Origin of the sequence: Megasphaera hominis (genome assembly GCF_014269395.1) — a bacterium.
Classification (GTDB): domain Bacteria; phylum Bacillota; class Negativicutes; order Veillonellales; family Megasphaeraceae; genus Megasphaera; species Megasphaera hominis.
The window spans coordinates 1-19,054 of the sequence record NZ_JACOGK010000017.1; the positions used below are offsets into that span (position 1 = coordinate 1).

Here is a 19,054-nt window from a genome sequence, read left to right on the forward strand (position 1 = left end):
AGCACCGTATGTAGTTTTTCTTCTGCACAAACCTTAGTTCTATGCATATTAAATGCTCCCTTCCAAGTAGAGTGAGATTTTATTATTTCTCATGTCTACCTAGAAGGGAGCATATCAGTAGGTACTACCGTTGGGAACCGGTCTTTTATACTACATAGGGTCTGCTTTGGCAGCAGCAAGGGTCGTTCGGAGTGCTTTAAAATCGTCGGCCGCCTGCAGGACGATCATGTCTTTGCGGGCTACAAGACCGTCTGTATTGGCACAGACGACAGGACAGCCACAGACGATGAGCCAGTAATCGGCTGTTGTCGTACCCTGCTGGGCGTAGATATAGGTGTGCTCTGGAAAGTCTGCCATCAGGCGCTGTACTTCAGCTGCACGGTCGTACGTGCTGTTACAGCCGCCACAGTATTTGATTCCAATAACCATAGTACCTCCTAGTGGTGCCGCTGGCTAAGGATTGCCTTGGCTTGGGCAATAAGGTCATCGCTCACACTGGTGTCGAGGATGACATCTTCAATTTCCGGGAAGGCAGCCTTTAATCGTTCGGCAACGATTTCTTCTGTCGTAATCGTCGCCGAAGGACAGCCGCTGCACATACCGGTCAGGCGGATATATACGTTTCCCTCTTCTAAACGCTGCAAAACGACGTTGCCGTTATGGGCGGCCAGAATAGGACGGATTTCTCGATCAAGAACATCTTCTATTGCTTGGGTTGTTAATGCCATATTACAATCCCCCTTTCTTTTTTTGATACTCTCATTGTAATATAGATGACAAACACTGTCAAAAGATAGTGGAAAAAATGATACGAATATACAAATTGATACGTAAAACCGTATAAAATTCTTCCTTTTCCGGCGGGGATGTGGTAAAATCAGGTCATACGTGTGTTAATATTTTACAAAGAAATTTATATGTTGTGCAGAACTCAAGGAGGATTTAGAAATGGCAGTAGTACTCAGAGATGTGGGTCAGTATATTCAAGGTGCAGGAGAATTAGATAATTTAGGTAAATTTGTCAAGAAATTAGGCAATAAATTCCTGCTCATTTGCTCTGAACATAATAAGAGCCGCATTGGAGACCGTGTAGAAGCTGCATTGGCAAGCGTAGAAAAAGAAGTGGTATATTCCGAATTCTACAATCAGTGCACGATGGAAGCCATTGATACGGCTGTAGCACATGGTACAGAAGCAGGTTGTGACGTCATTATCGGCGCTGGCGGTGGTACTGCCATTGATACGGCAAAAGCAGTAGCTACTCTCATGGGTGGTATTCCTTGCGTTATTCTGCCGACGATTGCTTCGAACGACGCTCCTTGTGCAGGCCTTTCTGTCGTATACAACGAAGAAGGCGTTGTCGTTAAGGTTATCAACATGCTCCGCAATCCGGACGTCGTTCTCGTCGATACGGGTATTATTGCCCAGGCTCCCAAGAGCTACCTCGTTTCCGGTATTGGCGATGCCCTGGCTACGTATTTCGAAGCCCGTGCCTGCTGGCGTACAGGTGCCCGTACCATGGCCCGTGGCAACTGCTCCCATACCTCTTTGACGATGGCCAAGCTTTGCTATGACCTGCTCCTCGGTCATTCCGTAAAGGCCTTGGCGGCTGTAGAAAACAAAGAAGTGAACGAAGATCTGGAAAACGTAGTAGAAGCCAGCATTTTCCTCAGCGGTTTTGGCGCTATTTGCGGTGGCCTGGCTGCTGCTCATGCTGTCAACGATGGCTTAGGCGCTATTCCTCAGATCCATGCTAATGGTACTTCGCACGGTGAAAAGGTTGCCTTTGGCCTTTTAGTACAGCTTATCCTGGAAAAAGCACCACAGGAAGAATGGGATACAGTACTCCGGTTCATGCAGACCGTTGGCCTGCCGACAACACTGGCTGAATTAGGCTTCAAGGATTTCGTTGAAGCAGATCTGCGCCGGGCTGCCAAAATTGCTGCATCGCCGAAAGAATTCACGAAAAACGTTCGTGCCGACATTACGGCAGACGAAGTATACGATGCTATTCTGGCTGCTGACAAAGCTGGAGCCCGCCAGTAATATAAAAAAGAATACATAGAAGAGGGAATAAGGGGGAACATACCTGAGGCGGCCAAGCCTGGCGTATGTTCCTCCTCTCTGTCTAAATACGCATAAATGTGATATAATATATGTGTTTTAGTACCTCTTGCCAGGTACGATAAGCAACGAACAACACCAGATGGAGGATATAAAATGGCACAGGTAAAAATTACCGAAACGGTTCTCCGCGATGGACATCAGTCTATAGCGGCGACGCGCATGCGCCTGCGGCAGATGCTTCCGGTTCTGGAAGCAATGGATGAAATCGGCTATAATGCCCTGGAATGCTGGGGCGGCGCGACGTTTGATACGTGTATGCGTTTTCTAGACGAAGATCCGTGGGAACGGCTGCGGACGATTAAAAAATATGTCAAAAAGACACCGCTGCAGATGTTATTCCGCGGCCAGAATATTTTAGGCTATCGCCACTATGCAGATGACGTGGTCTATGAATTTGTCAATCGGGCCGTCGATAACGGGATCGATATTATTCGCGTCTTTGATGCACTCAACGATCCGCGCAATATGGAAGCTGCTATTAAAGCTGCTAAGGATACGAAGAGTGTACACGTTCAGGGTACGCTGGTTTACACGATCAGCCCGATTCATACGCTGGAATCCTTTACAAAGGTAGCCAGTGAATTGGAATCTATGGGTGTCGACTCCGTTTGCATTAAGGATATGTCCGGCCTTTTGGCACCGTATGACGCATATAATCTCGTACGCATGCTGAAGAAGCATTTGAGCGTTCCTATTGAACTGCACACACACTGTACCTGCGGCTTTGGCGAAATGACCTACATGAAGGCCGTTGAAGCCGGTGTTGATATTATCGACACGGCCTTGTCGCCCTTTGGCGAAATTACGAGCCAGCCTGCTACGGAAACGATGGTTATGGCCCTGCAAGGCAGCATTTATGACACCGGTATCGATACGGAACGCCTGTGGCCGCTGACGGAACATTTTAAAAAGGTCCGCAAGGAACTGGCAGAAGAGTTCAAGCTCACCATGCCGAATCAGATCAATCCGGCTGTACGGAAATATCAGATTCCCGGCGGCATGCTGACGAATTTATACAATCAGCTCAAAAACCAAGGGGCAGAAGACCGCTTCGATGAAGTTTTGGCTGAAATGCCAAATGTACGCCGCGATTTAGGCTATCCGCCACTGGTTACGCCGACCAGCCAGATTACAGGGTCAGCTGCGGCCTTGAACGTGCTCTTTGGCCGGTATAAGATGATAACGAACGAAGTACGCGATATTGTACGCGGAAAATATGGTCGTGTACCCGGTACCATTACGGAGGAATTCCGTAAAATGTGTATTGGTGATGAACCGGTAATTGATCATCGCCCGGCAGACGATTTGGAACCGGAATTGGGGAAAGCAAAAGAAGCTTTAGCAAAGGAAGGGTTCCCCGATGCAAGTCCTGAAGATATCTTAAGTTATACCTTATTCCCGGAAGTCGCGTTGCCTTTCTTTAAAAGCCGCAAACAGACAGAACAGCCTGTAGATTAATGAAAGCATAAAATAGCCTTAGACCAGAATCCCTTTTTAGAGGCACGATGTGCCGGCACGGGAAAGATCCGGTCTAAGGTTTTCTTTTTGCACAACAAAAAAACCTTTGAACAAAAGTCCAAAGGTTTTTATATGGTCGGAACGGCGAGATTTGAACTCGCGACCTCTTCCACCCCAAGGAAGCGCGCTACCAAGCTGCGCCACGTCCCGCTGGCCTTTTAATTCTAATGGATTAAGCCGCTCTTGTCAAGGCCTAATGTATAAAAAACTGTATGGGTGGCGTTTTCAAACGAGTAGTTCTATGATATAATATTAATAAATAATAATTATCGATTACTTGAAGGGGGAATTCTGATGAAGAAGATGCCTGTTCTATTTGCCGGTCATGGTAGTCCCATGATGGCTCTTGAAGATACGCCAGTGACGCAGCAATTTACAGCCCTTGGCAAGGACATACGCATGCAGTTCGGTACACCTAAGGCAATTCTTGCCATTTCTGCCCACTGGTATACGCCGGATACGTATGTGCAAACAGCAAAGCAGCCACGCCAGATTTACGATATGTACGGCTTTCCGGAAGAACTGTACCGTGTTGTCTATCCCGTGCAGGGGTGTCTGCCGCTTTCGAAATCGGTACAGTCCCTGCTGGGCCATGACGTAACTGTAAACGATGAGTGGGGCATCGATCATGGCACGTGGACCGTTCTGGTTCATCTTTTCCCAGAAGCAGATATACCGGTTGTACAGCTTTCTGTGGCCCAGAGACTGACGACGACGGAAGCCTATGCCATAGGAGAACGCTTGGCTCCTTTGCGTGATGAAGGATATTTGATTGTGGCCAGTGGCAATATTGTACATAACCTGTCCCGTGTAGAATGGCACATGCGTGGCGGGTCACCTATGGCTGAAGAATTTAGCAATCAGATTCGCAATGCCGTCGTACGGCGGGCTGATGAAGCTGTATTGCAATACACCATGCTGCCGCAGGCCCGCTACGCCGTACCGGCACCGGATCATTTTATGCCGCTCGTGTACGTGCTGGGGGCAACCAAAGGGGAAGTTCCCCAGGTCTTTAATGACCACTGTGAATTAGGCGCATTATCCATGACCGGTTTTGCCTTTGGCATGGATAAAAAATAAGTGATTATTGATAACGATTTTCTATTGAAAATATCTGCTAAAATGAGTATAATAAATATGTAAGGAAAGCATTTTAGATCATCTGAATGAGGGAGGCGCTGACCATGGGAATAGAATCAGTAAAAAAAGTAAAATACATCGTATCGGAAGTGTTCAAAGGCTACGCCAGCAATACCTCTGGCGGGTGCTGCGGCGTGTCATTACCGCCGGAAGAACAGCATAAACTGAAAGAACTTAAAGAAGGATCCCAGTGCAGAAATAAATAAGGTTGCTGCGGCCCGGAGTATATACTTACGGGCCGTTTTTTGTTGACAGCACATATACGTTGCAGTACACTGAATACAGAAGAAAACGCACGGCGGGGACACCACCTAGGGTGTCAGGACGCCGTGCGTTTTATTTTGTATAGTGAGGTGTTCGTATTGAAAATCGTATTTAATGGAAAGCATCTGAACTGGACAGGTGGTACTGTAACGGAATTGCGCCGGCTTTACGGTGCAGGACAGGAAATTGCTATTATTAACGGCTTTGCTGCCGATGAGGATACGGCTCTCAATGAGGGAGATGAAGTATATCTCATTCCTAAGGACCGGCTGCCACCTAAGGCAGCACTGGAAGCTATGATGTGCTCCCGCCATACGCCGCGGGTACATGAAAAAGTGCATGCCGGCCGCGTAGCCATATGCGGCCTGGGCGGTCTGGGGTCCAATGCAGCTGTCTATTTGGCCCGTACAGGTGTAGGTCATTTACACCTGATTGATTTTGATACGGTCGATGCGAGTAACCTCAACCGTCAGTCTTACATGGTGCGCGACCTGGGGCAGCGTAAGACAGATGCGCTGGCAAGACAATTACGAGACATTAACCCGTTTATTGATGTGCAGACCAGCTTTGTACGCCTGACGGAAGAAAATGTACCTGAAATCTTAAAGGACGAGCAGATTATCTGCGAAGCCTTTGACAATCCCGATGCCAAGACGATGCTTGTCCATACGGTGCTGGAAAAGATGCCGGATACATATATCGTTTCCGCCTCAGGTATGGCTGGCTATGGTGATAGTAATCGTATCCAAACCAAAAAGATTACAGACCATTTCTACATCTGCGGTGACCAGACAAAAAATGCCTGCCCCGGCCGGGGACTTATGGCGCCACGCGTCGCTATCTGTGCCGCCCATGAAGCTAACCTTATTGTGGAACTGCTGGTAGATGTACTGAAATAATGAATCGAACGACCCTGAAAGTAGGCTGCTTTTAGGGTCTTTTTTTATTGGTTTCATTCCTTCCCTGTGGTACAATAAGGGCCGTAGAGGAGGCGCGTATTGTGGATTGGCTTGTATTAGCCCTGTTTATTGCCTGCCTGATCGGCTGTGTGCTGCAGGGGATTTCTGTTGTTTGGGCCTTGGCGGCAGGGTATGTGATTTTTTTTGCTTACGGCTTGTATTGCCACCTTACTGCAGGGGAACTTTTGCGTGTCTCGTGGCGGGGCCTGCGCACCGTGCGGACTATTTTGGTCGTCATGGTGCTCATCGGTATGCTGACGACGGCCTGGCGGGCCGGTGGTACCCTGCCTATGATTGTGGCCCTGGCAGGTCAGGTTATCCGGCCCGATGCCTTTATCGTTCTGGCTTTTATTTTAAATTGTCTCGTTTCTGTACTGACGGGAACGTCTTTTGGTACGGTGGCCACCATGGGCGTTATTTGTATGTCCGTATCCCAGTTGCTGGCTGTCAGTCCTGTACTGACAGGGGGCGCCGTCATGAGCGGTGCGTTCTTTGGCGACCGCTGTTCGCCTCTTTCGACGAGTGCCCTTCTGGTAGCGACGGTAACACGGACGAATATTTTTCATAATCTCGTCCACATGGCCCGCCATGCTGTTGTCCCGTTTGTCCTTTGCTGCCTTATTTACACCGTGTTAGGCTGGCACCAAGGAGGCGGAACGGTAAATCTCGTAATTCAGGATTTATTTTGGCAATATTTTGATCTCAATGGCTTGACGCTAGTCCCGGCTTTGGTCATTATTGCCTTTTCTCTGTTTAAGATAGATGTGCGAAAGACATTAGCCGTCAGCATCGTCATTTCTTTAGTGCTGGCAGTGTGGTTGCAGGGTATGGATATAGGCGTTTTGTTACCTATGCTCATCAGTGGTTATCATATTGCCAGTCCGGAGCTGGCGCCCATGCTAAATGGCGGAGGTATAGTCACGATGGTTCCGTCCATTGCAATCATTGCCTTATCGGCTACGTATGCAGGTATTTTTGAACGGACCGATTTATTGCACCGTTTGCGTGGCTGCATTACCCGTTTGGCAAAGGTGCTCAATCCTTTTGGCTGTATTTGGGTCGTATCCTGTTTTATCAGCATGATTTCCTGTGCCCAAACGTTAGCTGTTATCTTGACGAATCAGCTTTGCCGCGACGTGCTGCCAGAAAAAGAGGATATGATGATTGCCCTGGAAGATACGGTTATCGTCAGTGCAGCACTGATTCCCTGGTGCATTGCCGCGGCCGTTCCCTTGGCAACGATGGAAGCCCCTGTCCTAAGCCTGGCAGCGGCTGTGTATTTGTATATACAACCCTTGTACAGCTGGTTTACCTTTGGCCGCAAGGGGTGGTAAAGGAAAAGCGCTATTTCTTCATTTGGAGGAAGCAATAGCGCTTTTTTTGCGTTTTATCAGCCTTTGAGGACAAAGCGTTCGATGGCTTCGCCTACGGCACCTTCGTTGTTGTCTGCGTCCGTTACGACGTCGCAGTAGGCCCCAATGGCTGGGTTCAGGTTACGTACACCTACACTGAGGGAGGCGGCGCGCAGCATTTCGATGTCATTGATGTTATCGCCAATGGCCATGGTTCTTTCTTGCGGAATGTCAAGCAATCGGGCTAAGCGTAAGAGTGCCGTTCCTTTGGTGACCTGCTTATGGTTGAATTCCAGGTAGCGGTTACTGGAATAGCTGACGGTAACCTCATCAAGGAGCGGGCCTAAGTCCTGACGGTACGTATTTAAAGTGTCTATGTCCGGATCCATATAGACTATTTTGTATATCGTTTCGCCACGCAGAAAATCGAGGCTTTTTTCGAAGGTTTCTATATTCGGCATCCGTCCTTCAAGAAATGCCCGTTCAAAGGGAACGTAATTATACAGGTAGACCTTACCATAGGGATAGACGTGCATCGTGATGTTGTGTTCTGTGCCATAGGCATATAGCGCAGCTGCCAGGTCCCACGGTAAACCGTCTTCATAAAGAATAGTATTGCCTTTATTTTCTGTAATCAAGGCACCGTTATAGGAAATGACGTATTCGCCGGCTTTGCCAAACTGGCCCAGCGGCTTTTGTACCGGTCCTAAGGATTCAAAACCACGGCCTGTGCAGGGAACGAAGTGCAGCCCTGCGGCCATGGCCTGACGGATAACACGGATATTGCGCTGGCAAATAGACGCGTCGTCCCCTAGGAGGGTCCCGTCCATATCACAGGCAAGAAGAGAGTAAGTAAGCATCTAAAAGGTCCTTTCATGTAAAAGTGTATTTCTTTTACTATACCGTGCCAGCCTGGGAATAGCAAGGCTGCTTTGAAAACTACTGGACAAGCAATGCGTTTCTTCGTATAATAAGACTGTTAAATTTACAAAAAGAAAGGTATAGAACAAATGAAAAAGTTGGTAGATGATCTGCGATTGATTTACAAGTGCTGCAGCCTCTACTACGAGGAACAAAAGGGGCAGCAGGAAATTTGCGAGAGTCTCGGTGTTTCCAGACCCTCTGTGTCGCGTATGCTGAAATCCGGAAAAGAATTGGGTATCGTCCGTATTGAGGTGATCAATCCCCAGGGACGTACACAAGGCATATTGGAAAAGCAGCTGGAGCAGGCTTTTGGCCTGAAAGAAGCCATGGTCGTAAGTACAGGTGCGACTACGCCGGGGAATGGGACTGTCGGAGCCGCACTGGGGAGTACAGCCTTGGCGTATTTGGCCAGGGTACTGCACGGCGGCGATTGTGTGGGTATTTCCATGGGTTTGACCTTGCGCCAGGTGGCTCAGGCACCGTGTAATACGCTGGAACCGGTTCACTGTACATTTGTCCCCCTTGTCGGCGGTATTGGCGAAGGGGTCGATACGCATGCCAATTTTTTGGCCGGCGAATTTGCCCGTCGTTTCGGTGGCGAACGGCTGCAGCTCTATTCGCCTGCCATATTTACGGATCCTGCTGTCTTGCAGGGCTTCCGGCGGGAAGAAGCAGTGCGGCATGTCTTTGAAATGTACGAACATTTGGATACGGTCGTATTTGGTATTGGCACGTTAGATAACAGCCAGTCTACGGCCGTTCGTTTGCGTTACGTAGACAGGACGACACTGGCTGCCTTCTCGAAGGCTGGAGCTGTAGGTGATATTTCCCTGCAGTACTATGACAAAGACGGGAATACGGAGCCGTACCGGGCGTATAACGAACGTGTAGCCGGCTTGCAGCTGCCGGCGTTTAAAAAGATCACGCGGCGCATTGCCATTGCCGGCGGTGCCTATAAAGCCCAGGCTGTATTAGGGGCCTTGCAGGGAGGCTTTATCAATGTGCTTTTAACAGATGAAACCTGTGCACAGGAACTGCTCAGATTAAAAAATCATGCTCATTTACGGGAAAGGCAGGGAAAAACATGGAAACAGTAGCAGCCTTGGCGAATGGCTTTATGGCGCTCTTTAAAGCGGGCGGTGAGACCTTTACGGCTTTTGTAACAGGCATCATCCCCTTGATTATCGTACTCATGACAGCAGTTAACTCGCTGATTAAGCTGATCGGGGAAGAACGGTTTTACAAACTGGCAAAAAAAGCCACGCGGTATACACTGACACGGTATACGGTTGTGCCCGTTTTGGCTATTATTTTTATGGGTAGTCCGATGTGCTTTACCTTTGGCCAGTTTGTGGAAGAAAAGTATAAGCCGGCATTTTACGATGCGGCCGTCAGTTTTGTCCATCCTGTAACGGGTTTGTTCCCACATGCGAATGGCAGTGAACTCTTCGTTTACATGGGTATTGCTGCAGGCGTCCAGGCAATGGGCTATGAATTAGGCGAATTAGCAGTACGCTACTTCCTCGTCGGCCTGGTAGTCATTCTCCTGCGGGGAATTATTACAGAAAAAATTTATTTGTATTTGCGCGCCCGTGACGGACGGCAAGAAACTAAGGAGGCCGGCCATGTATAAGTCCATTATTGTACGCCGCGGCAGTGGCGGCTGGGGCGGTCCTTTGACGCTTATCCCGACAGCAGAAAAACATAAAATCGTCAGTATTACCGGTGGTGGCATTCACCCGCTGGCCTTAAAAATAGCCGACATGTGTGGCGGTGAAGCCATAGACGGTTTTTCCTCGGCTGTGCCGGAAGCCGAAATCCTGGCTGTCGTGATCGATTGTGGCGGTACGGCCCGTTGCGGCGTATATCCTAAGAAAAAAATCCTCACGATTAATGTGCTGCCTGTAGGCCAGTCAGGTGCCTTGGCAAAATTTATGACACCCGATTTATACGTTTCCGATGTCAAAGAGACAACGTTGGATTATGCAGACGAGTCTTCCGTTCAAGCTGCGTTGCTGCAACAGGAAGACGTAGATGCCGTGCATAAGCGGAAAGATCTGAAACGCAAAATCGATGCGGCCCGGGCTTCGCAAAAACGCAATATCGTCACCCGTATCGGGATTACAATCGGTCAGGTAGTCAATAAGTTCTATGCAGCCGGCAGGGAAACGATTGATGTAACCATCAAAAATATTCTGCCCTTTATGGCCTTCGTCAGCATGATTTTGGGAATCATCAATGCCAGTGGGATTGGCAATTTTATTGCCGAAACCATTTCACCGGCAGCAGGATCCCTGCCAGGCCTGCTGGTTATCTCATTTGTCTGTGCCATTCCCTTTATTTCACCGATTTTAGGCCCTGGTGCCGTCATTGCCCAGGTCGTAGGAACGCTGGTAGGGGCAGAAATTGCGTTAGGCCATATCCCCGTACAATATGCTTTGCCGGCCCTCTTTGCCATTGATGCCCAAGTAGGCGCTGATTTTGTGCCTGTTGGCCTGAGCCTGGGTGAAGCCGAACCGGAAACGGTAGAACTGGGGGTACCGGCGGTTTTGTATTCGCGGGTTCTCACAGGCCCCTTAGCCGTATTGATTGCCTATGCAGCCAGCATAGGGATGTATTGAGGAGGAATATACGTTGAAGTATCATAGTGTCATTACTGAAATCGGTGCAGAAGCCTTGAATTTTTTGACGGATGAGTCCGTACCGTTTATTATATTATTTGCTGACACAGTACCGCCAGAATTGGCGGAGGTAGCCGTATTGCACCATGCAGATTCTGTTTTTTCAGCGCCTGCAGCTGGAGATACGGTACTGATCGGTGAAAAGGTATTTGAAATTACGGCCGTAGGTGACAGTGTGGCCAAGACACTGCAGGAGTTGGGCCACTGTACGTTATGTTTTCAAGGCAGTGAAGAGCCAGAACGGCCTGGCTGTATTATGCTTGACGGTGAGGAAATGGTGACGCCTGATGATGTAAAAGCCGGGACTGTGCTGGAAATTCACTGACAGGATTCGAGATTAGTATCCCCTATGGTCTGGTTACGAATACCGATACATGCTACAATAGGTGTGCAGCTACTATTTTTTATTAAGATAGGAGATTATATCACATGAAAAATGAAGAACTGGCGCAACATGCCTGCCATGTGCGCAAAAACATCGTAAAGATGCTGACAGAAGCCGGCTCGGGGCATCCGGGCGGATCTCTTTCCGTTACTGATATTTTGCAGGTTCTCTATTTTGAAACGATGCATGTTGATCCGAAGGATCCGAAGAAAGCGGATCGCGATCGTTTTGTCCTTTCTAAAGGTCATTGTGCACCGGCCTTATATGCGACATTGGTTGAAAAAGGATATTTCCCGGAAGAAGAGTTATGGCATCTGCGTAAATGTGGCGCCATGCTTCAGGGTCATCCCGATATGAAACATACACCGGGTATAGATATGTCGACCGGTTCTTTGGGCCAAGGGCTTTCCTGTGCAAACGGCATGGCTCTTACGGCTAAGCTCGATAAAAAAGATTGGCGTGTATACGTCGTCTGTGGCGATGGCGAAATTCAAGAAGGTATGATTTGGGAAGCCGCCATGTCGGCAGCTCATTATAAACTGGATAACCTGACGGTATTCGTTGACCATAATGGCTTACAGATCGACGGCCCGAACAATGAAGTCATGACGGTTAATCCGATTGACGAAAAATTCCGTGCTTTCGGCTGGAATGTTCTTTCCATCAATGGTCATGACTACGACGAAATCCGTTCCGCTCTTACGCTGGCACAGCATACGAAAGGCCGTCCGACGGTTATCATCGCCGAAACCGTTAAGGGTAAAGGCGTTTCCTTCATGGAAAATCAGGTGGGCTGGCACGGTAAAGCACCGAGCAAAGAAGAATGCGCAGAAGCATTAAAAGAATTGGGAGGCGAAGCATAATGGGTATTGCTACACGTGCCGCATACGGTGAAGTTCTCAAAACTGAAATCTATAAGAACCCGAAAGTCGTCGTCCTGGAAGCCGACTTAGGTTCGGCTACTAAATCGACAAACTTTAAATCCGTCGCTCCGGAACGGTATTTTGATATGGGTATTTCCGAACAGGATATGATGGGCACAGCTGCCGGTTTTGCTGCTGCCGGACGTATTCCTATTGCCAGCACCTTTGCCGTGTTTGCCGCTGGCCGGGCTTTTGAAATTATTCGGAATTCCATTTGCTACCCGAATCTGAACGTAAAAATTTGTGCTACCCATGCAGGTCTCACGGTTGGGGAAGACGGTGGCAGTCATCAGGCTGTAGAAGATATTTCCCTCATGCGTACCCTGCCGAATATGACGGTCATCAATCCGGCCGATGCCAAAGAAGCAAAGGAAGCCGTTAAAGCAGCTGTTGACTATGTCGGTCCCGTATATATCCGCCTTGGCCGTGCGGCTGTAGAAGATATTCACGATGACAGCTACCAGTTCCAGTGGGGCAAAGGCGAAGTCCTGCGTGAAGGCAGCGACGTAGCCATCATCGCTACGGGCATCATGGTAGAAAAAGCCTTAAAAGCAGCAGAAACGCTGGCTGCTGAAGGGGTGCAGGCTACGGTCGTCAACATCCATACGATTAAGCCGATTGATGAACAGCTGATTATCGACGTAGCCAAAAAGACAGGCAAAGTCGTCACGGCTGAAGAAGCTTCTGTCATCGGCGGCCTGGGCTCGGCTGTAGCGGAAGTGCTGGCCAAAAATTGCCCGACGAAACAAGCCTTTGTTGGTATTCAGGACACCTTCGGCGAATCCGGCTCTCCGGCGGAGCTGCTTAAGAAATATGGCCTTACGGCAGAACACATCGTCAAGGCTGCCAAAAGCTTATAAGATAAGATACGTCGCACGACGTAAAAAAATCCCGCCCGGCGTTTGCCGGACGGGATTTTGTAGTTTACGGTAAAGGGCCTATCTGATAGATACGGGCTGCGTTTTTCCAGAAGACGTCTTCCCAGTGTTCTTCCGGAACGATAGCTTTGGTAAAGGCGATGTAGTCTTCCAAATTGGCTAAAGGCCAGTCGGTACCAAACATGACGCGATCCCAAAGGCCGGCATATTCGAGCCAGCCTGCCAGGGTCTTTACGTACCATTCCTTTTGCTTCAGGAATCTGGGCATGTCTGCAATCTTTCCTTCCAAAAGGCCGGATAAATCGACGGCTACGTTTTGATTCTTTTCCAAAACGGCAATAGCCGATTCGAGAAGCGGATTGCCAATGTGGCACATGACGAGCTGAACATTGCGATGGCGCGTGGCCGCTTCGTCCAGGGTAAAGGGATGGCTGTATTTGAGGAGCGCGTTATCCGTCGCTGTCAGGCCGGTGTGTACGGCCACAGGCTTATGGTATTTGGCAGCCAGTTCAAAAAAAGGATCCATGACAGGATCGTAGACGTAAAAGTAGTTATAGCCCGGGTACAGTTTAAGGCCGACGCATTCCGGCCGTTGCAGATGGGCTTCTACGAGTTCGAGCTGCTGCGTATGATCTGTACCTGCGGCAACAAAGCGGTCTAAGCCTATGCAATAACGCATGAAAGGCGGGTAGTGGCGATCCTCCAAGGCCAAGGTGCGATTGCCCATGACGACACCGCAGACAATGCCCAGGCGTTTATATTCTTTTTCCAAATGAGCTGCCGTATTTTCGTGGCCTGCCGCACGGGCCAGGTCATCAAAACCGGGAAAATCGGCAAAATGAAAATGTGCATCGATTATTTTCAAGGATATCAGCTTCTTTCTTTATGCGATCCCCCTTATTATAGCATATTTACGTCCTATTCCTGCGAGGGCGTTGAGATAATTTCTAAATTTTGTTTCCCTGAGGCTATGGGGACTCGACAAAAGGTCTTTGTCCATATACACTATAAGGGAGAGTGCGACAGGAACACCTGTCCCGGACTAAAAAAACAGCCTGCCGGAAACAGGCCGCCAGAGGAGGCGAGAGGATGAGACAGTGTATGGATGCAGACAATTTGCACCGCCGTTTAAAAAAAATTATTGGCCAGGTACAGGCTATTGACCGCATGATTGATGAAGATGTGCCATGTGAAGACGTGCTGGCCCAGATCAATGCAGCCAAGTCGGCCTTGCACAAATGTGGTCAGGTCGTGTTGGAAGGGCATATTAAACATTGTGTCAAAGATGGCATTGAGCATGGTGATGCGGACGCGACGATAGAGAAATTTACAAAGGCTGTCGAACGGTTTGCGAATATGGGATAAAAGCGGCTCCGTACAGGGGATGGTTACATACTTCTGTACGGGCCGTTCTTTTTTTATAATTGACATCCTATACCCCTATAGGTATAATATACCTATACCCCATACGGTATAAAGGAGGAGCTATGGATACATGCAAACAGTTTGTTACAGAAAAGGGGCCTGTCCTCTGCCTGGTACTTTCCGGACTGGCACTGGCCTCCAGTATCTTTGATCTCGTGGCACTGCCCTTTGACGCGGCTTGGGTTGCCATTCTTCTCTGCGGCGTTCCTATCGTCTGGGAAGCCCTGGCAGGGTTGGTGACGCGCTTTGATATCAAGGCCGATGTCCTTGTTTCCCTGGCCCTGGTGGCGTCTGTTCTCATCGGTGAGGACTTTGCTGCCGGGGAAATTGCTTTCATCATGCAGATCGGCAGTTTCCTGGAAGAACGGACGGTAGCCCGGGCTCAGGCCGGGCTCGAACGCCTGGTTCATCTCAGTCCGCGTACAGCCCGCCTGGTAGAAGGGGAGGCAATGCGTGTCGTACCAGCTGCAGAGGTACCTGTTGGTGCAATCCTGCGTGTCCTGCCCGGTGAAACGATTCCCGTAGACGGCGTCATCCGGGAGGGCCGTACTTCTGTGGACCAGTCCATCATGACTGGCGAATCCCTGCCAGTCGATAAGGAGACCGGTGACAGTGTCGCCAGTGGTACAGTTAACCAGTATGGTGCGTTTGATATGGAAGCAACCCGTGTCGGTGAGGACAGTTCGCTCCAGCGCATGATCCGCCTTGTCCAGTCGGCTGATGCAGGCAAAGCAAAGATCGTCGGCCTGGCCGATCGCTGGGCTACGTGGATCGTCGTCGCAGCCCTGGCCTCAGCAGCGGGTATTTGGGCTGTTGCAGGAGAAATAATCCGGGCTGTGACCATTCTTGTCGTCTTTTGTCCCTGCGCCCTGGTTCTGGCGACACCGACCGCAATTATGGCAGCTATGGGCAATGCCACGCGTCATGGCATTCTCGTTCGTGCCGGTGGTGCGCTGGAACGGCTGGCCCAGGTAACACGTATTGCTTTTGATAAGACAGGCACACTGACCTATGGCGAACCCCATGTGACGGCTATCCATAGCTTTGACGAAGCCATGCCGGAAACAACTCTCTTTGCTTGGACTGCCGCAGCAGAAGCGCGTTCAGAGCATCCGCTAGGCCAGGCGATCGTCGCTGATTACCTGCAGGAAGAAGGCCGTGTCCTCCCGGCGGCAACAGACTTTATGATGCTGCCAGGCCGTGGCGTCCGGGCCCTCGTCGCAGGGAAACGCCTCGTGGCAGGCAATCTGCGCCTCTTAGCAGCAGAAGGCCTGACACTCACGGAAAAACAGACGGCACAAGTAGAGCGTTTTCTATGTGATGGCTGTACGGTCATCTACCTGGCCTTAGACGGAAAGGTAGCCGGTTTTGCCGCCCTTTCAGACCGTCTGCGCAGTGATGCCAGGGAAACCATGGCAGGCCTGCGCCAGGCCGGCACGGAGCCGGTCCTGCTTACTGGGGATAATGAAAGCGCAGCCTGGCATATAGCCCGTACACTCAGCCTTACGGATGTCCGTGCCGCCTGCCTGCCGGAAGATAAACTTCGTTATATAGAAGCTCTTCAGACGAAAGGGGAAAACGTTTGCATGGTCGGTGATGGAATCAACGACGCACCGGCCCTGAAAAAGGCCTGGGTCGGCATTGCTATGGGCGGCGCCGGCAGTGATATCGCTATTGATGCAGCTGATTTGGCTCTCGTCGGGGATGACATTCATGAACTGCCTCACCTCCTGCGCTTATCGCGGCATATGATGCGGGTCATCCGCTGGAATTTGACCTTTTCTATGAGTCTTAATTTTATTGCTATCATTTTGGCGGCGACGGGGCTCCTGCATCCCGTTGTAGGTGCCCTGGTTCATAACGCCGGTTCCGTTTTCGTCATCATCAATTCGGCCTTCCTGCTTACGTGGCAGGAAAAGGGAAGCCGTTCCTATGGCGGACCGGCCGTTTACAGACAGGCAGAAACAACCTGACGCATCCCCTTGAAAAAGAAGAGCGTCCTGTAATAAAAGACAGAAGATAAATTATTTTAGCAGGTCATACACAGAAACCCGGATAGGAACGTCTTATTTAAGGCACAATCCGGGTTTCTTATATTTTTATTTTCCGTTTACGAAAAAATATTATGATTTTTCAGGTATAACTTAAAAAATAAGAAAATACATAGCGAAGATAAATGGAAGTGTATAGAAAACTTTCACTTTGACAGGTGTATATTATATTGCGTATAATGAGGCTTGTGGAAAACGGCGGAGGCTTCGGAAGGAGCTTCGCTTATCATGGTAAAAAAAGGTATGCAGATCGGTTTATTGATTTTCGGTATGACCTTTGGTGCCGGAAATCTTATTTTTCCACCGTCGTTGGGGTTTCAGGCCGGACCGGCCTTTGTGCCGGCTATTATCGGCTTTATTATATCCGGCGTCGGTATGCCTGTCGTGTCACTCATCATGGGGACGTTTAACCCTGGTGGCTTCCGGGCGGAAATGAACCGAAAAATATCGCCTTTATTCTCGTTAGTTATTTTAACCTTAATTTATTTGGCCATTGGACCTTTGATGGCCATTCCCCGTACGGCGGCTACGTCTTTTTCCGTAGGCATTTTGCCTATTGCTGGCGATGGTACATGGCAGCTGGCCGTATACACTCTTTTGTATTTTGCACTGGCTTGGTGGCTTTCGATTACGCCGTCCAAACTCCTTTCCCGTATTGGCAAGGTTTTGACACCTATTTTTGCTATTATGATCGTGATTCTTTTTGTCGTAGGACTCATGGTCTATACGTCTCCGGAATTGGCTATGCCTGCAGGCAAGTATGCTTCAGCTGCCTTTGGCAGCGGCTTTATTGAAGGCTATAATACGGTGGATACCATCGCAGCCTTTGCCTTCTGCATCATTGCCCTGCAGACGATGCAGCAAATGGGATTTGCCTCGAAACGGGAATATTATATCAGCGTTTGGGCAGCCGGTGCCTCCGTGGCAGTCCTCATGGGCGGCCTCTATCTGGGCTTAGGCCTTTTGGGGAACCATTTTCCTATTCCGCCTGAAGTGTATCAGAATCCCTCTATCAATCTGGGGGCCTATGTCCTGACTCAGGCTTCGTATACACTTCTCGGTTCTGTAGGGGTATGGTTCCTGGCGGTCATGGTAGCCTTGGCATGCTTTACCACCTCTGTCGGCCTGATTGCAGCCGTTTCGGAATTTTTTGCTGCAGAATTTCCCCGTATTTCCTATAAAGGCTATGTAACGATCATTACGGTTTTCAGCTTTGCCGTTGCCAATATGGGATTGAATCAGATCATTACGGTGTCCCTGCCCTTATTGCTGTTTGTGTACCCCATCGCTATTACGGTTGTCATGCTGATTATTGTCAACAAATTTGTCCGTCTCTCCCGTCCGGGCATGCGCCTTTGTGTAGCTGTTGCCGGTATCTGTGCCGTCATCGATATTCTGCATCAATTTGCCGGTGTGGCCCTTGCCGGTACGATTATGGAAGGACTGCCTTTGGGTACCAGCGGCTTAGGCTGGATGGTACCGGTTTGCATCTGTCTGCTCCTTTCCTTGGTGTTGCCACAGAAGATAACCGGCCAGGTTGACGTCGTAGAAGAGACAAAGTAATTGTAAGAGCCCCGTGCGTTTTCCCCAAAAAGACTGCTTCAATGAATGGGCGTTGAAGCAGTCTTTTTACTTTCTAAAAATATATTGACAAGAAATGAATTAGATTCTAGAATATAGATAATTATTTTTGTAAGGGGATACCTTAGCAAATGGAGGAGTTTTCATGAAAGAAACAGCCATGACCGGTAAACGGGTAACGAAGCGGCAGTTACAGACAGAGGCAAACCGGCAGTACATCATGAACGTGGCACAGGAATTATTTTCCCGGCAGGGCTATGAAAAGACGTCTATGAAAGAAATCAGTACAGCAGCCCGCCTGCCCATTGGCTCGTTGTATTATCATTTTAAGAATAAAGAAGACCTGTTGCTGAAAATCTGTGTCGACATTGCCAGAACACCTATGCCGAATCTGTCGCAGGATACGGTACAGAAGGCCAAAAAGCCTTATGGTCACCTGTTTAAAGAAATCGATATGTATGGTGATGTGTGGGCCAATGCAGGGGAAGCCTTCGCTTATAATGTGTATAAGACGTTTGAATACATTTATGATACGGAACACAGCTACTTATCAATCGATTTTTATAATAATATCCTCAATTTCATCAAGGTTGCCCAAAACATGGGTACCTTTGACACGTCCGTTTCGGCAGAAGAAGCGACAGAATACCTCTTCATGATCATACGGACACTGATCTACGAATGGTCCCAAACGCGGTCGCACCATGAAGACGTGTGGCTTTGTGGCAAGTACTTGCCGCGTATTTTAAAAACCTTTATGAAAGAGCAGACAGAATAACGCCCGGACGGGCGTTATTCTTTTTTTGGTGCCCCTGGTGTAGTATAATAAAGTACAGTGTTATGCAA

At 49.1% G+C, this 19,054-nt stretch carries 20 protein-coding genes and 1 tRNA gene; 16 read left to right on the forward strand and 5 right to left on the reverse strand.

What is annotated here, in order from left to right; all coding sequences use genetic code 11:
* Positions 1–150: 150 nt before the first annotated feature.
* Both H8J70_RS06655 and H8J70_RS06660 read right to left on the reverse strand, forming a co-directional pair.
* Positions 151–429 carry a hypothetical protein gene (locus H8J70_RS06655; protein ID WP_186503083.1) on the reverse strand — a complete coding sequence of 93 codons (279 nt, stop codon included), beginning with the start codon at positions 427–429 and terminating at the stop codon, positions 151–153.
* An 8-nt stretch (positions 430–437) separates the two neighbouring features.
* On the reverse strand, positions 438–728 hold the full coding sequence (locus tag H8J70_RS06660; protein ID WP_186503084.1) for a NifU family protein: 291 nt from the start codon (positions 726–728) through the stop codon (positions 438–440).
* A gap of 220 nt (positions 729–948) precedes the next feature.
* On the opposite strand from H8J70_RS06660, the gene H8J70_RS06665 reads away from it, so the two are divergent.
* Complete coding sequence (locus tag H8J70_RS06665) at positions 949–2,046, forward strand: glycerol dehydrogenase (protein ID WP_186503085.1); 1,098 nt, start codon at positions 949–951, stop codon at positions 2,044–2,046.
* 174 nt (positions 2,047–2,220) lie between these two features.
* Complete coding sequence (locus H8J70_RS06670) at positions 2,221–3,585, forward strand: pyruvate carboxylase subunit B (RefSeq protein WP_186503086.1); 1,365 nt, start codon at positions 2,221–2,223, stop codon at positions 3,583–3,585.
* Positions 3,586–3,718: 133 nt separating this feature from the next.
* Here H8J70_RS06670 and H8J70_RS06675 read toward each other — a convergent pair.
* Positions 3,719–3,795 (reverse strand) — tRNA-Pro (locus H8J70_RS06675).
* A gap of 144 nt (positions 3,796–3,939) precedes the next feature.
* On the opposite strand from H8J70_RS06675, the gene H8J70_RS06680 reads away from it, so the two are divergent.
* From H8J70_RS06680 to H8J70_RS06695, 4 genes are all read left to right on the forward strand, one after another.
* Positions 3,940–4,725 carry a dioxygenase family protein gene (locus H8J70_RS06680; RefSeq protein ID WP_186503087.1) on the forward strand — a complete coding sequence of 262 codons (786 nt, stop codon included), beginning with the start codon at positions 3,940–3,942 and terminating at the stop codon, positions 4,723–4,725.
* 104 nt (positions 4,726–4,829) lie between these two features.
* Positions 4,830–4,991, forward strand: coding sequence for a hypothetical protein (locus H8J70_RS06685; protein ID WP_186503088.1), 162 nt, complete (start codon positions 4,830–4,832; stop codon positions 4,989–4,991).
* A gap of 156 nt (positions 4,992–5,147) precedes the next feature.
* A complete protein-coding gene (thiF, locus tag H8J70_RS06690; protein WP_186503089.1) occupies positions 5,148–5,948 on the forward strand; it encodes a sulfur carrier protein ThiS adenylyltransferase ThiF in 801 nt (266 codons plus the stop codon).
* A 101-nt stretch (positions 5,949–6,049) separates the two neighbouring features.
* Entirely contained in the window at positions 6,050–7,342 is a 1,293-nt protein-coding gene (locus H8J70_RS06695) for a Na+/H+ antiporter NhaC family protein (protein ID WP_186503090.1), read from the forward strand.
* A 56-nt stretch (positions 7,343–7,398) separates the two neighbouring features.
* Here the strand turns inward: H8J70_RS06695 and H8J70_RS06700 are convergent, their stop codons facing one another.
* Positions 7,399–8,220, reverse strand: coding sequence for a Cof-type HAD-IIB family hydrolase (locus tag H8J70_RS06700; protein ID WP_186503091.1), 822 nt, complete (start codon positions 8,218–8,220; stop codon positions 7,399–7,401).
* Between the two features lie 150 nt (positions 8,221–8,370).
* Here H8J70_RS06700 and H8J70_RS06705 point away from each other — a divergent pair, with 150 nt between their 5' ends.
* The 6 genes from H8J70_RS06705 to H8J70_RS06730 all read left to right on the forward strand — a co-directional run bounded on the left by H8J70_RS06705 (position 8,371) and on the right by H8J70_RS06730 (position 13,133).
* Entirely contained in the window at positions 8,371–9,381 is a 1,011-nt protein-coding gene (locus H8J70_RS06705) for a sugar-binding transcriptional regulator (protein ID WP_186503092.1), read from the forward strand.
* A complete protein-coding gene (srlA, locus tag H8J70_RS06710; protein WP_186503093.1) occupies positions 9,369–9,917 on the forward strand; it encodes a PTS glucitol/sorbitol transporter subunit IIC in 549 nt (182 codons plus the stop codon). Before H8J70_RS06705 ends, srlA begins: the two co-directional genes overlap by 13 nt.
* Positions 9,910–10,905 (forward strand): PTS glucitol/sorbitol transporter subunit IIB, encoded by a 996-nt coding sequence (gene srlE / locus H8J70_RS06715; RefSeq protein WP_186503094.1) that lies wholly within the window; start codon positions 9,910–9,912, stop codon positions 10,903–10,905. Before srlA ends, srlE begins: the two co-directional genes overlap by 8 nt.
* A gap of 13 nt (positions 10,906–10,918) precedes the next feature.
* Positions 10,919–11,290 carry a PTS glucitol/sorbitol transporter subunit IIA gene (locus H8J70_RS06720; RefSeq protein ID WP_186503095.1) on the forward strand — a complete coding sequence of 124 codons (372 nt, stop codon included), beginning with the start codon at positions 10,919–10,921 and terminating at the stop codon, positions 11,288–11,290.
* A gap of 104 nt (positions 11,291–11,394) precedes the next feature.
* Positions 11,395–12,213 carry a transketolase gene (locus tag H8J70_RS06725; RefSeq protein WP_186503096.1) on the forward strand — a complete coding sequence of 273 codons (819 nt, stop codon included), beginning with the start codon at positions 11,395–11,397 and terminating at the stop codon, positions 12,211–12,213.
* On the forward strand, positions 12,213–13,133 hold the full coding sequence (locus H8J70_RS06730; RefSeq protein WP_186503097.1) for a transketolase family protein: 921 nt from the start codon (positions 12,213–12,215) through the stop codon (positions 13,131–13,133). Before H8J70_RS06725 ends, H8J70_RS06730 begins: the two co-directional genes overlap by 1 nt.
* 64 nt (positions 13,134–13,197) lie before the next feature.
* On the opposite strand, the gene H8J70_RS06735 is transcribed toward H8J70_RS06730, so the two are convergent.
* Positions 13,198–14,016: an amidohydrolase family protein gene (locus H8J70_RS06735; protein WP_186503098.1), complete on the reverse strand. Its 819-nt coding sequence runs from the start codon at positions 14,014–14,016 to the stop codon at positions 13,198–13,200.
* Positions 14,017–14,240: 224 nt separating this feature from the next.
* Between H8J70_RS06735 and H8J70_RS06740 the strand changes: the two genes are divergently transcribed.
* From H8J70_RS06740 to H8J70_RS06755, 4 genes are all read left to right on the forward strand, one after another.
* Entirely contained in the window at positions 14,241–14,516 is a 276-nt protein-coding gene (locus H8J70_RS06740; protein WP_186503099.1) for a metal-sensing transcriptional repressor, read from the forward strand.
* Between the two features lie 122 nt (positions 14,517–14,638).
* On the forward strand, positions 14,639–16,549 hold the full coding sequence (locus tag H8J70_RS06745; RefSeq protein ID WP_186503100.1) for a heavy metal translocating P-type ATPase: 1,911 nt from the start codon (positions 14,639–14,641) through the stop codon (positions 16,547–16,549).
* A gap of 306 nt (positions 16,550–16,855) precedes the next feature.
* The gene (brnQ, locus tag H8J70_RS06750) at positions 16,856–18,190 is read left to right on the forward strand and encodes a branched-chain amino acid transport system II carrier protein (RefSeq protein ID WP_186503101.1); all 1,335 of its coding nucleotides are present in this window, start codon (positions 16,856–16,858) and stop codon (positions 18,188–18,190) included.
* A 163-nt stretch (positions 18,191–18,353) separates the two neighbouring features.
* Positions 18,354–18,986, forward strand: coding sequence for a TetR/AcrR family transcriptional regulator (locus H8J70_RS06755; RefSeq protein WP_186503102.1), 633 nt, complete (start codon positions 18,354–18,356; stop codon positions 18,984–18,986).
* The last annotated feature ends 68 nt before the right edge of the window (positions 18,987–19,054 follow it).

What these genes read in the sequence shown, in the direction of transcription:
- srlE (WP_186503094.1), top strand. Translation starts at nt 9,910, where the DNA reads ATGTATAAGTCCATTATTGTACGCCGCGGCAGTGGCGGCTGGGGCGGT.
- H8J70_RS06705 (WP_186503092.1), top strand. Translation starts at nt 8,371, where the DNA reads ATGAAAAAGTTGGTAGATGATCTGCGATTGATTTACAAGTGCTGCAGC.
- H8J70_RS06740 (WP_186503099.1), top strand. Translation starts at nt 14,241, where the DNA reads ATGAGACAGTGTATGGATGCAGACAATTTGCACCGCCGTTTAAAAAAA.
- H8J70_RS06730 (WP_186503097.1), top strand. Translation starts at nt 12,213, where the DNA reads ATGGGTATTGCTACACGTGCCGCATACGGTGAAGTTCTCAAAACTGAA.
- H8J70_RS06755 (WP_186503102.1), top strand. Translation starts at nt 18,354, where the DNA reads ATGAAAGAAACAGCCATGACCGGTAAACGGGTAACGAAGCGGCAGTTA.
- srlA (WP_186503093.1), top strand. Translation starts at nt 9,369, where the DNA reads ATGGAAACAGTAGCAGCCTTGGCGAATGGCTTTATGGCGCTCTTTAAA.
- H8J70_RS06660 (WP_186503084.1), bottom strand. Translation starts at nt 728, where the DNA reads ATGGCATTAACAACCCAAGCAATAGAAGATGTTCTTGATCGAGAAATC.
- H8J70_RS06725 (WP_186503096.1), top strand. Translation starts at nt 11,395, where the DNA reads ATGAAAAATGAAGAACTGGCGCAACATGCCTGCCATGTGCGCAAAAAC.
- H8J70_RS06700 (WP_186503091.1), bottom strand. Translation starts at nt 8,220, where the DNA reads ATGCTTACTTACTCTCTTCTTGCCTGTGATATGGACGGGACCCTCCTA.
- H8J70_RS06655 (WP_186503083.1), bottom strand. Translation starts at nt 429, where the DNA reads ATGGTTATTGGAATCAAATACTGTGGCGGCTGTAACAGCACGTACGAC.
- brnQ (WP_186503101.1), top strand. Translation starts at nt 16,856, where the DNA reads ATGGTAAAAAAAGGTATGCAGATCGGTTTATTGATTTTCGGTATGACC.
- H8J70_RS06745 (WP_186503100.1), top strand. Translation starts at nt 14,639, where the DNA reads ATGGATACATGCAAACAGTTTGTTACAGAAAAGGGGCCTGTCCTCTGC.
- H8J70_RS06680 (WP_186503087.1), top strand. Translation starts at nt 3,940, where the DNA reads ATGAAGAAGATGCCTGTTCTATTTGCCGGTCATGGTAGTCCCATGATG.
- H8J70_RS06670 (WP_186503086.1), top strand. Translation starts at nt 2,221, where the DNA reads ATGGCACAGGTAAAAATTACCGAAACGGTTCTCCGCGATGGACATCAG.
- H8J70_RS06685 (WP_186503088.1), top strand. Translation starts at nt 4,830, where the DNA reads ATGGGAATAGAATCAGTAAAAAAAGTAAAATACATCGTATCGGAAGTG.
- H8J70_RS06665 (WP_186503085.1), top strand. Translation starts at nt 949, where the DNA reads ATGGCAGTAGTACTCAGAGATGTGGGTCAGTATATTCAAGGTGCAGGA.